General features: G+C 68.6%; 13 protein-coding genes and 1 tRNA gene. 8 read left to right on the forward strand and 6 right to left on the reverse strand.

Going from position 1 to position 14,977, the window contains the following annotated elements:
• Position 1: 1 nt before the first annotated feature.
• The gene (dcd, locus tag ACTJJ4_RS13785; RefSeq protein WP_440943860.1) at positions 2-607 is read right to left on the reverse strand and encodes a dCTP deaminase; all 606 of its coding nucleotides are present in this window, start codon (positions 605-607) and stop codon (positions 2-4) included.
• Positions 608-771: 164 nt separating this feature from the next.
• Between dcd and ACTJJ4_RS13790 the strand changes: the two genes are divergently transcribed.
• From ACTJJ4_RS13790 to ACTJJ4_RS13810, 5 genes are all read left to right on the forward strand, one after another.
• The gene (locus ACTJJ4_RS13790) at positions 772-1,338 is read left to right on the forward strand and encodes a TasA family protein (protein WP_440943861.1); all 567 of its coding nucleotides are present in this window, start codon (positions 772-774) and stop codon (positions 1,336-1,338) included.
• Between the two features lie 77 nt (positions 1,339-1,415).
• On the forward strand, positions 1,416-2,033 hold the full coding sequence (locus tag ACTJJ4_RS13795; RefSeq protein ID WP_440943862.1) for a signal peptidase I: 618 nt from the start codon (positions 1,416-1,418) through the stop codon (positions 2,031-2,033).
• Positions 2,034-2,181: 148 nt separating this feature from the next.
• Entirely contained in the window at positions 2,182-4,023 is a 1,842-nt protein-coding gene (locus ACTJJ4_RS13800) for an Ig-like domain-containing protein (protein WP_440943863.1), read from the forward strand.
• Between the two features lie 50 nt (positions 4,024-4,073).
• Complete coding sequence (locus ACTJJ4_RS13805; RefSeq protein WP_440943864.1) at positions 4,074-4,784, forward strand: response regulator transcription factor; 711 nt, start codon at positions 4,074-4,076, stop codon at positions 4,782-4,784.
• Positions 4,777-6,006, forward strand: coding sequence for a sensor histidine kinase (locus ACTJJ4_RS13810; protein WP_440943865.1), 1,230 nt, complete (start codon positions 4,777-4,779; stop codon positions 6,004-6,006). The genes ACTJJ4_RS13805 and ACTJJ4_RS13810 overlap by 8 nt, the downstream gene beginning before the upstream one ends.
• Positions 6,007-6,067: 61 nt before the next feature.
• Here the strand turns inward: ACTJJ4_RS13810 and ACTJJ4_RS13815 are convergent, their stop codons facing one another.
• From ACTJJ4_RS13815 to ACTJJ4_RS13830, 4 genes are read right to left on the reverse strand one after another with little or no spacing between them, the layout of a single operon-like run.
• Entirely contained in the window at positions 6,068-6,751 is a 684-nt protein-coding gene (locus ACTJJ4_RS13815; RefSeq protein WP_440943866.1) for a response regulator, read from the reverse strand.
• Positions 6,748-8,019: a sensor histidine kinase gene (locus tag ACTJJ4_RS13820; RefSeq protein ID WP_440943867.1), complete on the reverse strand. Its 1,272-nt coding sequence runs from the start codon at positions 8,017-8,019 to the stop codon at positions 6,748-6,750. Before ACTJJ4_RS13820 ends, ACTJJ4_RS13815 begins: the two co-directional genes overlap by 4 nt.
• Positions 8,020-8,042: 23 nt before the next feature.
• Positions 8,043-8,852 carry an ABC transporter permease gene (locus ACTJJ4_RS13825; RefSeq protein WP_440943868.1) on the reverse strand — a complete coding sequence of 270 codons (810 nt, stop codon included), beginning with the start codon at positions 8,850-8,852 and terminating at the stop codon, positions 8,043-8,045.
• A complete protein-coding gene (locus ACTJJ4_RS13830) occupies positions 8,849-9,793 on the reverse strand; it encodes an ABC transporter ATP-binding protein (RefSeq protein WP_440943869.1) in 945 nt (314 codons plus the stop codon). Before ACTJJ4_RS13830 ends, ACTJJ4_RS13825 begins: the two co-directional genes overlap by 4 nt.
• A 293-nt stretch (positions 9,794-10,086) precedes the next feature.
• Here ACTJJ4_RS13830 and ACTJJ4_RS13835 point away from each other — a divergent pair.
• Positions 10,087-10,160: transfer RNA gene (locus ACTJJ4_RS13835), tRNA-Gly, on the forward strand.
• Positions 10,161-10,188: 28 nt separating this feature from the next.
• On the opposite strand, the gene ACTJJ4_RS13840 is transcribed toward ACTJJ4_RS13835, so the two are convergent.
• Positions 10,189-10,938 carry a sulfite exporter TauE/SafE family protein gene (locus ACTJJ4_RS13840; RefSeq protein ID WP_440943870.1) on the reverse strand — a complete coding sequence of 250 codons (750 nt, stop codon included), beginning with the start codon at positions 10,936-10,938 and terminating at the stop codon, positions 10,189-10,191.
• Between the two features lie 172 nt (positions 10,939-11,110).
• Here ACTJJ4_RS13840 and ACTJJ4_RS13845 point away from each other — a divergent pair, with 172 nt between their 5' ends.
• Positions 11,111-12,457: an MFS transporter gene (locus tag ACTJJ4_RS13845; RefSeq protein ID WP_440943871.1), complete on the forward strand. Its 1,347-nt coding sequence runs from the start codon at positions 11,111-11,113 to the stop codon at positions 12,455-12,457.
• A gap of 78 nt (positions 12,458-12,535) precedes the next feature.
• Entirely contained in the window at positions 12,536-14,977 is a 2,442-nt protein-coding gene (locus ACTJJ4_RS13850) for a beta-glucosidase family protein (RefSeq protein WP_440943872.1), read from the forward strand.

The raw sequence follows: 14,977 nt of genomic DNA on the forward strand, positions 1-14,977 counted from the left end.
GTCAGCCTCCGATCGCTCCCGCATCGGTCGTGCCCACGTCGGTGCGGTGGAAGTTCAGGAACGAACGGGATGCCGTGGGTCCCCGCTGCCCCTGATAGCGGTTGCCGTACGGGCCTGAGCCGTACGCGTTCTCTGCCGGCGAGGTGAGCCGGAAGAAGCAGAACTGGCCGATCTTCATGCCCGGCCACAGCTTGATCGGCAGGGTCGCCACGTTCGCGAGCTCCAGGGTCACGTGCCCGGTGAACCCGGGGTCGACGAAGCCGGCCGTCGAATGCGTGATCAGGCCCAGCCGGCCGAGCGACGACTTGCCCTCGAGTCGTGCGGCGACGTCGTCGGGCAGCGAGACCTGCTCGAAGGTCGCCCCGAGCGCGAACTCCCCGGGGTGCAGGATGAACGGCTCATCCGGGTCGACCTCGATCATGCGGGTCAGCTCGGGCTGCTCCACCGAGGGGTCGATGAACGGGTACTTGTGGTTGTCGAACAGCCGGAAGTACCGGTCCAGGCGCACGTCCACGCTCGACGGCTGCACCATCTCCTCGTCGTACGGGGACAGCCCGATGCGGCCCGATGCGAGTTCTGCCTTGATGTCGCGGTCGCTGAGAAGCACGTCTTCAGCGTAACGGTGCTGTTGCCGGACCGCAGAGCTGTGTCCGAACGCTGGCATCCGTGTTACCCGGCCGTGGATCGGGCGTTGCGCGCGCCTCCGTAGCTTGAGTCCTACGAGCTTCCCCCCACCGCTCGGCACACCACCTCAACGAGAAGGAATCCCTGATGAACGACAGCATCACCGCTCAGAACGAGACCCCGACCCGCTCGCGCAAGCGCCTGATCGTGCCGCTCGCGGGCCTGCTCATCGCCGCCGCGGTCACGGTCGGATCCGGCGCCGACTTCGTCGCCAACTCCGTCAACTCGGCCAACGCGTTCAGCACCGGCACCCTGACGCAGAGCAACTCCAAGTCGGGCACCGCGATCTTCAACGCCGCGAACCTCAAGCCGGGCGACACGCTCAACGGCACCGTGACCATCACCAACTCGGGCAGCCTGCCTGCCGACTTCGCACTCACCGAGAACGCCACCAACGGCTTCGTCACCAAGGCCGACCTGGGCCTCGTGATCACCCGCGCCGGCTCCGCGACGCCCGTGTGGTCCGGCACCTTCGGCGACCTGACCGCCGCCGGCCCGCTGAAGCTCGGCACCTTCGCTCCCGGCGAGGCCCGCGACTACACCTTCAGCACCACGCTCGTGCAGTCCGCGAGCAACGCCGAGCAGGGCAAGACCGCCTCGGCCACGTACACCTGGAACTCGACGCAGACCGCTGCGAGCACGACCAACCAGTGACCAGTGATCGGGGCGCAACCCCCCGCGCCCCGATCACTCTGAAACCGGTCACCCGAAGACCGGAAGAGAGGACGAGCATGAGCGCCACGCAGAGGACACGACGATTCGCGAACTCGCTGATCACGATCGTCGCGATCATCGCGATGGGGATCGTGGCGCTCATGCTCGTCCCCGGCCTGCTCGGTCTGGACCGCTACGTCATCACGGGCGGGTCCATGTCGGGCACCTTCGAGCGAGGCACCCTGGTCTTCGAACGACAGGTGCCCGTCTCGGAGCTGAAGGTCGGCGACGTCATCACCTACCTGCCGCCAGCCGATTCCGGAGTCTCCGAGCTGGTGACCCACCGCATCGAGTCGATCACACGGGACGCGTCGGCTCCCGGCGGCCGCGTCTTCCACACCAAGGGCGACGCGAACGCGAGCGCCGACCCCTGGACGTTCACGCTCGCCGCGCACACGCAGCCCCGCGTCGTGGGCTGGGCACCCGCCATCGGCTGGGTGTTCATCGCCCTGTCGATGCCGTTCGTGCGGATGCTGGTCATCGGCGTTCCCGCCGCGTTCATCGCCCTGCTGTTCCTGCGTGACCTCATGAGGGGGCTGCGAGGGAACCGGCCGCGACGGCGAGACGCAGCATCCGAGCCGGCGACCACCACGGCATCCACCGCCGTGGTCCTCGAGACCACCGCCACGTCGTGACGAACTGCTGCCGACAGGCAGCCCGGGCACGACAGAACAGTCCCGACGCGATCGCGTCGGGACTGTGTCCGCGTTGAGGCACGCCTGTAGCCGGGCTGTAACCGGCCGCCTCGTAGCGTCGTGAGTACGACATGGAAGGAGAGCAGCGATGATCGGCACCGCACTGCGCAACACGGCCCTGGCCGCGCTGGCGTGCATCCTCATCGCCGCGTCCGCATTGAGCGGCGCGCAGTTCTCCTCGGCCATGTACACGGCGCAGTCGGCGAACGGCGCGAGCACGGCATCCGCCGCGGCGGACTGGACCCCGCCGACCGTCGGCATCGTCGACCCCGGCACCCCGCTCAAGGGCGCCGTGACGATCACCGCGACCGCGTCCGACGGCGAGACCGGCGTCGCGAGCGTCGTGCTGCAGAAGCAGGTCACCGGTTCCGGCACCTGGGTCACGCTCTGCACCACCACCACCGCGCCCTACAGCTGCGCCTGGAACACCGTCGCCGACGCCGACGGCTCCTACGACCTGCGCGCGATCGCGACCGACCGCGCAGGCTACTCGACGACCTCCGCCTCGGTGCGCCTGCTCGTCAGCAACGCCTTCGGCATCATCATGACCGACCCGGGCGACGCGCTGCGCGGCAGCGTCTCCCTGGTGGCGACCCTGCAGAACGCGAACCTGCTCGGGCTGTACAACATCCGCTTCGAGTACTCCGCCGGCGGCACGGGCGCCTGGACCCAGATCGCCGGATGCCTCAGCATCCTGGGGTCCGCCAACTGCACCCAGACGTGGTCGACGACCGGCGTGGCCAGCGGCAGCTACGACCTCCGAGCGGTCGCGAGCCCCGTACTGAACCCCTCGGCCGTGGTCTACTCGGCCGTCTTCAGCGACGTGATCGTCGACAACACCCGGCCGGCCGTGACGATGACCGACCCGGGCTCGCCGCTCAGCGGCACGGTCACCCTCGCCGCATCCGCGTCCGACGCCGACTCCGGCATGGCCACGGTCGCCATCCAGTACGCACCGAACGGCAGCTCCACCTGGACCACGGCGTGCACGCTCACCGGCGCCCCGTACTCCTGCCGGTTCAGCACCACCGCGCTCGCCCGCGGCGCCTACTCCTTCCGCGCCATCGCGACCGACGTCGCCGGCAACACCACCACCTCCGCCAGCGTCACCAACCGCCAGGTCGACAACACGATCTCCTCGGTGTCGCTGGCCGACCCGGGCGCCTACCTCGGGGGCACGGCGTCGCTCACGGTCGACGCCAACTCGACCGCCGGCGTCACCTCGGTGACCACCCAGTACGCTCCCACCGGCACCTCCACCTGGACGACGATCTGCGCCACGTCCCAGTCGCCGTACACCTGCACCTGGGACACCACCTCGCTGCCCGACGGCCTGTACGACCTGCGCGCGGTGCTCGTCGACGGCACGGGCAAGCTCACGATCTCCACGCTGGTGACCGGCCGGCGCATCGACAACACCCCCGTGCGCGGCGCCGACGTGCAGACCGCGAACACCACCGGCATCGCCGGGCGACTGGACGCCGGCGACACGATCACGTACACCTTCAGCAAGCAGATGACGCTCGGCAGCATCCTGCCCGGCTGGAGCGGGGCCGCGACCCCGGTGACCCTGCGGCTGCGCGACGGCGGCCTGATGGGCACCGGCAATGCCGGCGACACGATCGACGTGCTGGCCGGGAGCACGCCTGTGGCGCTCGGCACGGTGAACCTGCGCGGCGACTACGTGAAGTCAGGCAAGACGTCGACGTCGAACGCGACCATGGTGGCCACCACCGCCACGGTGAACGGATCGCCCGTGACCGTCGTCACCGTCACCGTCGGGTCGCTGATCAGCGGCGGTGCTCTGCGAACGGTGACCACCGCCTCCACCATGATCTGGTCGCCTTCGGGTTCGGCCACCGACCTCTCGGGCGCAGCATGCTCGACCGCACCGGTCTCCGAGACCGGCGCCGCGGACAGGGAGTTCTGATGATGCACACCGGCATATCGGATGACGACGACCTTGATAGCCTCGACCACGTGGGACGACACATCCTGGTCGTGGAGGACGACGACGGCATCGCGGTACCGCTGATGCGCACGCTCGACCGTGAGGGATACGTGGTCGAACGGGTTGCCGAGGGTGCGGCCGCTCTCGAGCGCGCGGGCGATGACGTCGATCTGGTCGTGCTCGATCTGGGACTGCCCGACATGGACGGCCTGGACGTGTGCCGGCGCCTCCGCGAGCAGGACTTCGCGGGAGGCATCGTCATCCTCACGGCGCGCGACGGCGAGCTGGACCGCGTGGTCGGCCTGGATGTCGGAGCGGACGACTACATCGCCAAGCCGTTCGCGCTGGCCGAGTTGCTCGCGCGGCTGCGCGCGCTGCTGCGTCGAGCGGGTGCGGTCGCGAAGGAGGAGCCGACGGATGCCGTGCGCGCCGCGCCCCAGGCATCCGCTCTGCTGGTGGACGTCGAGTCCCGCCGCGCCACGACGGCTGGGCGGGAGGTGCCGCTGAGCACCAAGGAGTTCGATCTGCTCGCCCAGCTCGACGCGCGCCGGGGAGCCGTCGTCACGCGCGAGCGGCTGATGGACGAGGTGTGGGACGAGAACTGGTTCGGCTCGACGAAGACCCTCGACGTGACGATCGCCCGGCTGCGGCAGAAGCTGGAGGAATCCGGCGCCGACGTGCGGATCACCACGCTGCGCGGGGTGGGCTTCCGTCTCGACGAGGCCGCGCCGGATGCGTAGACGGCTGATCGTCGCCTTCGTCAGCATGGCGGTGATGATCATCGCCCTGTACGGCGTCCCGCGCGCCGTCATGACGGCGGAGCTCGTGCAGTCCTCCCAGGCTCAGCGCGTCGATCGGATGGCCGTTCTGCTCTCGGCGCTGGTGTCCGAGCGCGAGCGCGTCGGCCCTGTGACGCCCGACCTGTTCGAGTCGCTGCTGCGCCCGGAGGACGGCGTCACCTATGTCGACGCCGACGGCGACACGGTGCGGTTCGGCGCGAGTGCGGACGCCGACGATCTGCGGAAGACCGTGGACGTGAAGGGCGGCGGCACCCTCACGGTGACGCGCTCGGGCAGCTACGTCACGCAGCTGGTCAGCGACGCGGTGACGCCCGTCATCCTGATCGGCGTCGTGCTGCTCTTCGTCTCGGTGCTCGGCGCGATCCTGCTCGGGCGCAACCTCTCGCGACCGTTCGTCAAGCTCGCCGGCACCGCGCGCGATCTCGGCGCCGGTGGCCTGAGCTCGGAGCCCGAGAAGTACCGCTTCCCCGAGGCGGCGGCCATCGACCGGGCGCTGCGCGACAGCGCCGACACACTCGAGCGCCGTATCCGCCGCGAGCACGAGTTCGCCGCCAACGCCTCGCACCAGCTGCGCACCCCGATCACGGCCGTGCGGCTGGAGCTGGAGGACCTGTCACTGTGGGGCGAGACCCCGCCGGTCGTGCGCGCGCAGCTCGAACACGCCGTGCAGGAGATCGACCGGCTCGCCGACGCCATCACGCAGCTGCTGGCGCTGGCCCGCGGCGAGGCGGCCGCGGAATCCGCAACTGCGCCACTCGAGCAGACGATCCGCGGCGCGGCGGAGCGGTGGCGGCAGCAGGCGAACGCGACCGGGCGCAGCATCCGCACGGACGCCCTCGACGAGGCGCTCGGATCGGCGCCCGCGGCGGCATCGCAGATCCTCGACGTCCTGCTGCACAACGCCATCAAGCACGGCCGCGGCACCATCACGATCACCGCCGTGCGGCGCGCCGAGTACGTCACCGTGCAGGTGGCCGACGAGGGCCCGCGGCCCAGCGGGAACTCGATCTTCCAGCGCCGGCCGGAGCAGCGCACCGCCACCTCCGGTGAGGGCATCGGCCTGGCGCTCTCGGCGGAACTCGCGGAGTCGCTCGGCGGGCACCTGCTGCTCGAGGGCGACGAGACCACCCGTTTCTCGCTGATCCTCCCGGCACGCGGCTGACCACGGGCTGGCGGCCCGCGCGGAGCCCGGCGCCATGTCCCAGTCCCGCGAGCACGGTGGCTCAGGCCGTGCCGGCGAGCCCCCACTCATAGGCCAGGATCACGACGTGCACGCGGTCGCGGGCATCCAGCTTCGCCAGCACCCGCCCGACATGCGTCTTCACGGTCGACTCGCTGAGGAAGAGGCGCTCGGCGATCTCGATGTTGCTCAGGCCCTGCGCGATGGCGTGGAACACGTCCCGCTCGCGCTCGGTGAGCTCGGCGAGAGGATCGGATGCCGCCGGCCGAGCGGCCTCACCGAGGTGCGGGGCGAGCTGATCGAGCAGCGCCCGCGTCGCCCGGGGAGCCAGGGCGCCGTCGCCGCGGTGCACGGCGCGGACGGCGGCGACCAGCTCGGTGCGCTCGGCATCCTTCAGCAGGAACCCGCTGGCCCCGGCGCGGATCGCACCGAACGCGTACTCGTCCAGGTCGAACGTCGTCAGCACGAGCACCCGGACCGACGGATGCCGCTGCACGATCTCCGCGGTCGCGGCGATGCCGTCGATACCCGGCATGCGCACGTCCATCAGCACCACGTCGGGCCCTGCTCCATCACGGCACAGCGCGGCGGTCTGCGCAAGAGCCGCGGCGCCGTCGCCGGCCTCGCCGACCACGAGGATGTCGGGCTCGGCCTCGAGCACCAGGCGGAAGCCGATGCGGATGAGCGCCTGGTCGTCCACGAGCAGCACGCGGATCGGGTCGGTCATGATTCCTCCTGCGAGATCTCCTGGATCTCCGAGTCCGCCGAAGGACTGGGGGCGATGTGCGGCAGCTCGGCGCGCAGCATCCATCGCCCTCCCCCGGCCGGAGCGGAGACGAGGATGCCGCCGAGCAGCGCGGCGCGCTCCGCGAGTCCGCGGAGACCGAAGCCGCCCTCGGCAGCGGCATCCGCGGCGCCGTCGTTGACGATCTCGACGACGATCGGGGCGGCGTCGTAGTCGATGCGCACGTCGATGGCGTGCGTCGTCGGGGCGTGCCGCATGGCGTTGGTGACGCCCTCCTGCACGATGCGGCCGATCGCGAACCGCAGGGCGGGCGCGGTGTCGGGTTCGCCTTTGACGGCGAGGGATGCGGTGAAGCCTGCGGTCCGGGCGGCGGCGACGGTGTCGGCGGGGCTCGCGGGCTCGAGCGGGGCGAGCGGGGCATCCGCATCGCCGTCGCGCAGCACGCCCAGCATGGAGCGCATCTCGGCGAGCGCGTTGCGGGCCGTGGCGGCGGCGGCCGCCGAGGCATCCCTCGCCCGATCCCGATCGGGGGTCGCGGCGGCGCCCTCCGAGAGCGCCACGACGACGGTCAGCGAGTGCGACACGATGTCGTGCATCTCGCGGGCGATGCGCTCGCGCTCGGCGGCGGCGGCCAGCTGGGCCTGCTGATCCCGCTCGACCAGCAGCTGGCGCGAGCGGTCGATGATCGCCTCCACGTAGCGCTTGCGGTTGCCGACGTTGATGCCGATCAGGGCCGCGATCAGGCCGGGCACGGCGACGGACAGCGCCGTGTTGACCGCGGTCTGCAGGTCGATGCCGCCGAAGCCGAGCCAGGCGAAGGCCAGACCGGTGACGACGAGGGTGCCGGCACCCAGGCCGATCCACGCGGCCCGCACCGAGCGGTACACCGCGAGCGCGTACAGCGCGAGGGCGAACAGCGGTGCGCCCGCCGACCGCATGACGAACAGCAGTGTCACATCGGTGGCGATCGCCGCGACCAGGACAGCGACCGGCCAGCGGCGCCGCCACACCAGCAGCACACAGGATCCGATCACCATCAGCACCGCGAACACCACCTCGCCGGGCGGTGCCGGTGGCGTCCCGGGAGCGGGGATCGTGCTGGTGCCCACCGAGACGAGCAGGCAGAGCACGGCGATGAGGATGTCGGCGAACAGCGGATGCCGCGCCCAGAACCGCCGGATCACGCCGGGCGGACGCGGCAGCCGCAGCTCCTCGTCCCGGGGGACGGCGGAGCTGCGGCTGGGGGTCACGCTGTCGACTCTACGTGCGCGGGTCACACATCCCGTCCGCGCACAACGGCCCAGGCTGCCAGCAGGGCGGCGGCGGGCCATGCGGCCAGCGTCACCCAGCCCTCGGGCACGGTGAGCGCGGCGCCGTCGAACGGCAGGATCACGTTCTGCGTGGCGGCGGCCGGGAGGTAGCGGCCCAGGTTCGTGATCCACTCCACGTCGTGCAGCCACATCCCGAGCATCGAGACGATGATCGGCAGCACGAACAGGATGCCGACGGTCACGGCGATCGCACCGGCGCCGGAGCGCAGCAGGAAGCCGAGGCCGACGCCGAGCAGGGCGAACAGGGCCATGGTCGCGGACGCCGCGAGGATCGGCACGATCGTCTTGGACGGGTCGGACCAGTCCAGGGCGATGTCCTTGGAGGCGGCGAGCGGGCTGATGCCCACAGCTGCGATCCCGAAGATGATCAGCGACACGACGAACATGAAGGCGCCGAGCACGACGGCCTTGGCGGCGAGCACCGAGCCGCGCACCGGATCGGCCGTGAAGGTGGAGCGGATCATGCCCGTGGAGTACTCGCCGGTCACGGAGATGACGCCGAGGATACCGGCGAGCATCATCGTGAACTGCACGGGCGAGACGACGGCCATCACCATGTTGTCGACCGGGGCCGACATCGCGGAGGTCGCGATGAACGCGATGCCGATGGTGATCGCCGCGACGATCACGACCGACCACCACGTGCCGCGGACGGTGACCAGCTTGATGAACTCGCTGCGCAGCTGGCGCACGAAGCTCAGCCGGCCTGCAGGAGCGGGGATGTGGGTGGCGCGAGCCTGGATCGCGGTCATGCGAGTGCTCCTTCGAGCGGGGCGTCCGTGTGCGGGACGGCGCGGGTGCGGTATTCGACGGAGTCGCCGGTGAGGGCGAGGTAGGCGTCCTCCAGCGAGCCGCTGGTCGGGGTGAGCTCGTGCACCGGGATGCCGCGCTCGGCGGCGATGTCGCCGATGCGGGAGGCGGGCAGTCCGGTCACGTCGAGCGTGAACGGATCGGCGGTGACGATCTCGACGTCGCGCCCGGCGACGGCATCCGCCAGTTCCGCTGCCCTCGGGCTGCGGACGTGAACGCGGGCGGTGGTCCAGGCGCGCACGAGGTCGGGCAGGGCGGCGTCGGCGAGCACCTTGCCGCGGCCGAGCACGATCACGTGGTCGGCGGTCTGCGCCATCTCGCTCATCAGGTGGCTGGAGAGCAGCACGGTGCGTCCCTCGGATGCCGCGTGGCGGACGAACTCGCGAACCCAGCGCACGCCCTCGGGGTCGAGGCCGTTGACCGGCTCGTCGAGGATCAGCGTGTGCGGGTCGCCGAGCAGGGCCGCCGCGATGCCGAGGCGCTGGCCCATCCCGAGCGAGAAGCCGCCGGCGCGCTTGCGGGCGACCGAGCCGATGCCGGTGATGTCGATCACCTCGTCGACACGCGAGTTCGGGATGCCGTGGGTGGCTGCCATCGCACGCAGGTGGTTGCGGGCGCTTCTTCCGGTGTGGACCGCCTTGGCGTCCAGCAGCACGCCCACCTCGGTGAGCGGTGCCCTGAGTCTGCGGTAGTCCTGTCCGTTGATGGTCACCCGGCCCGTCGTGGGCCGGTCCAGGCCCACGATCATGCGCATGGTGGTGGACTTGCCTGCGCCGTTCGGCCCCAGGAATCCCGTGACGCTCCCCGGCCGCACCGTGAAGGACACGTCGTCCACGGCGACCTTGTCTCCGTACCTCTTCCCGAGGCCCTCTGCTGTGATCATGCCTTCGACGCTATTTCGGCGGATGCCGCCGCCGCGTCCGCCTGCGGGATGAACCTGTGCGGGGGTCTGTGGCACTTTGGTGCCACGGACCCGGCATCCGCCGCTTGCGCGCCGTCGCAACTGCGCAGATCTGCACACCTCCGCAGAGTTTCCGGCGATCGGATGCTGAGGCATGCGGATCTGCGCGGTTGTGCCACGCCGGCCGCGCGGCATCCGGTCGTCAAGTGAGCGCAGCGAGACGAAACGGGACGCGTCAGAGGTTTGTTATGCTGGCCAGGCGCCGCAAGGCGTGCGGGGCTGTAGTTCAATGGCAGAACTTCTGCTTCCCAAGCAGACAGCGCGGGTTCGATTCCCGTCAGCCCCTCCACCAAGATCCGACACAAGCGGGCTCACCCTCACCATGCAAGGATCACCTGGATAGCGGTGAGAACTGCGATCATCAAGACCAGAATCGCGAAGCTCCGCTGCAGAAGCACCGGGTTGACTTTGTGTGCCAACCGGGCAGTGAGGAAGGCGCCGATCATGCTGGGGACCGTGAACGCGACCGCGACGGCCCAGTTCGGATCCGCCGCGCCGGCGTGCGCGATCAGGCCGGCGAGAGTATTGATCAACGCAACTGCCAGCGACGTCCCAACGGCGATGCCGATCGGAATGTCGAGGAGAAGCACGAGAGCCGGGACCGTGATGAAGCCGCCGCCGATTCCGAATATTCCGGTCAGGAAGCCGACGAACGCACCGATGAGGAGAGCTCGGAGCACCCAATATCGCGGCCTCTCGCTGCTCGGCTGAGACGGGCGCGGACGAAGCATCTGCACGCCAGCGGCGACCATCAACGCGGCGAAAGCCAGGAGCAGGATGTTCTGTGGGATGAGCTTCCCCACAGCAGTGCCGGCGAAAGCCGCAGGGATGCCTGTCACGACCACGAACAGAACGACTTGCCAATTGACCAGGCGCTGTCTTATCCGCGGTGCGAGCGCTGCAATTGGGGCAACGGCGCCCATCACAAGCGAAGTCGAGATCGCCTGGTCAAGCGGCAGCCCAATCAGATAGACCAGGGCAGGGACGGTGATGATCGCGCCACCGGCACCGGCGAAACCGGTGAGGAGCCCGATCGCGAGCCCGAGCACTATGACGCCGATAATCATGCAACCTCCGAAAGCTGACGCCGCAAGTGGCGAGAGCACAATTATACCGACCGTGCGCACGGTTTGTATAGAGTACACTTGCTCGTCCCCGAGCAGGCCTTGACGGCGCCGAAGATTACCTCTTGCACTGCCGCAAGCCGGGGGCTATTGTCATACCGACCGAGCGCACGGTTTGTACCCGACATCTATCATTCTCAACGAGGAGACCCTCATGGCAATCCGTAAGTCAGCCGCAGCTCAGACCGGGCTGTCGGCCGTCGCGTTCGCAAAGCCGGACCCACTCATCCCCGCGCCCACTGAGAAGGCGAAGTTCCGCGTCATCGCAACGATGGTGCTCGCTCGTCTCGGGATCATGACCGCGTTGTCGGCCCCGCTCACTGCCGGCCTGGTGCTCAAGCTCCAGTCGCTCGTCTCCCCAGAAGCCGTGGTGGGCACGCTGGGTCTTGTGACGTCGATCGGGGCGCTCGGGGCACTGGTCTTCGACCCGATCTTCGGGCGGCTCAGCGACCGCACCACCGGACGTTTCGGACGGCGCCGACCATGGATGATCTTCGGAGCGCTGGCGCTCGCGATCGCCCTGGTTGCGATGTCGATGTCGACTTCCGTCGTCATGCTGGGCGTCTTCTGGGTGCTCGGGCAGATCCTGGGCAATGCGGCGGTTTCCGCTCATACTGCCACGATCGCCGATCAGCTTCCGCCCTCTCAGCGCGGCAAGGTGAGCGGTGCGGTGGGCATTGCGCAACAGGCGGCAAGCTATGTCGCGGCCTTCACAGCGGCTGCCGTCGCACCGAACCTGCTTCTGCTGTTCATGATTCCCGGAATCATCGGCTTCGTGCTGGTCACGCTGTATGCCGTGGCCCTCCCCGACAAGCAACTCCCCCACCGGCCGGAGTCCGAGTCCGGGTGGTCGACGGTGTGGAAGACCTTCTGGGTGAGCCCCAGGAAGCACCCCGACTTCGCCTGGGCCTGGGGTTCGAGGTTCCTGCTCGTGCTCGCCAACTTCATGTTCACCACGTTCCGGCTGCTGTGGATCCAGCACGATCTCGGGCTGACGCCGGTGGAGGCGACCAAGGTCATGGCTACGGGCGTGCTCTGCTACACCGTGTCTCTGATCGTCGCCGGACAGCTTGCCGGCTGGCTTTCTGACCGCATCAAGCGCCGCAAGGTCTTCATCATCGCCTCAGCGATTCTGTTCGGGCTCGGCATGTTCGCACTGAGCTTCGCAACCGACCCGATGCACTTCTACCTGGCCGAGATCGTGCTCGGCATCGGCTTCGGCACCTACGTCTCCGTCGACCTGGCTCTGGTGATCGATGTCCTGCCCAACCCGGACGAGGCCGCCAAGGACCTCGGGGTGTTCAACATCGCAATGACAGCACCCCAGGTACTGGCACCCGGCGTCGCAGCATGGCTGATCGGCGCCGGAGGCGGGCAGAACTACTCGGTGATGCTTGTCGGCGCGACGATCTTCGCCATCGTCGGTGCAGTCCTGATCCTGCCGGTGAAATCGGTGCGATAGCACCGTCGGGCCTGACGGGAGTGCCCTTTCCCGTCAGGCCTCCCACACCGGTGACGACAACGAGCTTTGGAAAGAGATATGACCGCCTACAGCGAAGGCCACGAAGCCGAGAGCTTCATCGAGACAACGATCGCGTCCATGACGCTTGAGGCGAAGGTGCGCCTCCTGTCCGGCGCCGACTCGTTCTCCCTCCATCCGGACGAACAGATCGGGTTGGACGGCGTCGTTCTCTCCGACGGACCGACCGGCGTTCGGGGTCCGATCGTTGTCGGCGGTCGAATCGGCTGCCTTCTACCCAATGCCAGCCTGCTGGCCCAGTCCTGGAACCTCGAGATGCTCACGGAGGTCGGCGGCGTCCTCGCTGAGGAAGCCATCGATCAGCAGACGCATGTGGTTCTCGGCCCGACGATCAACCTGCACCGTTCACCCTTGGGCGGTCGACTCTTCGAGGCCTTCAGCGAGGACCCACTACTGACCGGCCACCTCGCCGTCGCCTATGTGCGAGGCATTCAAGACCACGGGATCGCTGCCACCCCGAAGCACTTCCTCGGGAACGAGTCCGAGACACAGCGGACGACCGTGAACGCCGTGATCGACGACGTCGGGCTGCGGGAGGCTTACCTTCTGCCCTTCGAGATCGTGGTGCAAGATGCCGAACCTTGGGCGCTGATGGCTGCATACAACCGGATCAACGGACTGCCGTCAACTGAACAAGATCCGCTGATTAATGGCGTGGTCAAGGGCGAATGGGCGTACGACGGTCTCATCATGTCTGACTGGTTGGCGACTCAGAACACGGTGGAAAGCGCGAACGGCGGCCTCGACCTCGTCATGCCCGGACCTGACACCCCCTGGACTCAGTCCCTGGTGAGCAGCGTGGAATCCGGCCTGGTGCCATCACAGGTCATTGACGACCATGTTCGCCGGCTTCTTCGCCTCGCTGCGCGCGTCGGCGCTTTTCAGTCCAAGCGAACATGGCACCAGGCCCTCCCGAAGCCCTCCTCCCTGAGGCGGCGAGAGCAATTGCAGCGGTTTGCCGCGGAGAGCATGGTCGTCCTCAAGAACGACGGCGCGGTGCTCCCCTTGCGGTCGGACCAGACCATCGCTCTGATCGGACGCCATGCCATCGACACGATCGCTCAGGGCGGTGGGTCCGCGCAGGTGAGGCCGCCTCATGTCGTCTCCGTAGCTGAGGGGCTGTCAAGAGTCGTCGATCCGGCGCTTCTGACAGTGACCGATGGCGTTGAGACCCGGAACACACTCCCCGCTGCAGACCCCACACAGCTGCGCGACCCTGAAACGGGCATTCCGGGGGTCCGAATCCGTGCCTACGACCAGACGGGCGAGCTCGTGGAGAGTCGCCACTGTGATCTCGCCGAGCTCGAAGACAGCCAGGACGGATGGTTGCAGGACGCCGAGCGGATCGAGCTCGAAGCGGCAGTTCAGCTTTCCGAGCCGACTCGGATGCGACTGGGCGCCAGAGGCCCCGGCGAGTGGACCGTAACCGCGCCGGATCACCGGGAAGAGTTCGAGATCACGTATCACGAGGGCCCCGGCGGCGGGTTCTTCCGCCCGAAGAGCCACGCAACCTCGGTCATGCTCTCCCCCGGGGACGTCGTCACCGCCACAGTCCGTCGCGGTGCGCTGCCGCGTATTCTCGGCCTGGTGCTCACCACGGCTCCACGGCCCGCTGCCGCCACTATCGCCAATGCAGTGCGCGCCGCTCGGGACGCGGAACTGTCCATCGTCGTCGTCGGCTTCACCCCCGACCAGGAGACAGAAGGCCTGGACAAGACAACACTCGCGCTACCGGGCGATCAGGATGCACTCGTCGCCGCTGTCGCTGGTGCAGCGAAGAAGACCGTCGTCGTCGTCAACGCGGCTACCCCTGTCTTGATGCCTTGGTTGGACCTGGTCGATGCCGTCCTCTTTGCGGGCCTGCCCGGGCAGGAAGCGGGTGACGCGGTCGCAGCAGCACTGACGGGACAATGCCTGCCCGAAGGACGACTGGTGACGACCTTCCCCGCGCATGACGGTGAAGGTCCCGCCTGGAACGTCATCCCCAAGCGCGGGGACCTCGAGTACATCGAAAGCTCAACCGTCGGGTACCGCGGTTGGCATGGCTCAAGCACTGAGCCCGCCTTCTGGTTCGGACATGGGCTCGGCTACACCGAGTGGGAGTACACGAACGCAGAGCCCCTTCGCACCTCAGACGGCAAGGTCGGCGCGCGCATGAGAGTGCGCAACGCCGGCGCTCACCCTGGACGCGAAACGGTCCAGGTGTACGCGCGTCCGCTGGACGTCGTGGGACCGATTCGCCTGGCAGGGTGGTCCCAAGTTGAACTCGCTCCGGGAGACGACGCTGTCGTCGAAGTCCATTGCGATCCACGTGTCCTGCGTCGATGGGACGTAGAGGCCGCTGGGTGGACACCGATGACCGATGTGGAGCTCGTCATCGCCAGAGGCTTGGGAGACGTTCGAGCTACGATTTCCGTACCCCTATCGACAGGACAGCACTGA

It is taken from the genome of Microbacterium sp. 22195, assembly GCF_052056515.1.
In the GTDB taxonomy this organism is placed as follows: domain Bacteria; phylum Actinomycetota; class Actinomycetes; order Actinomycetales; family Microbacteriaceae; genus Microbacterium.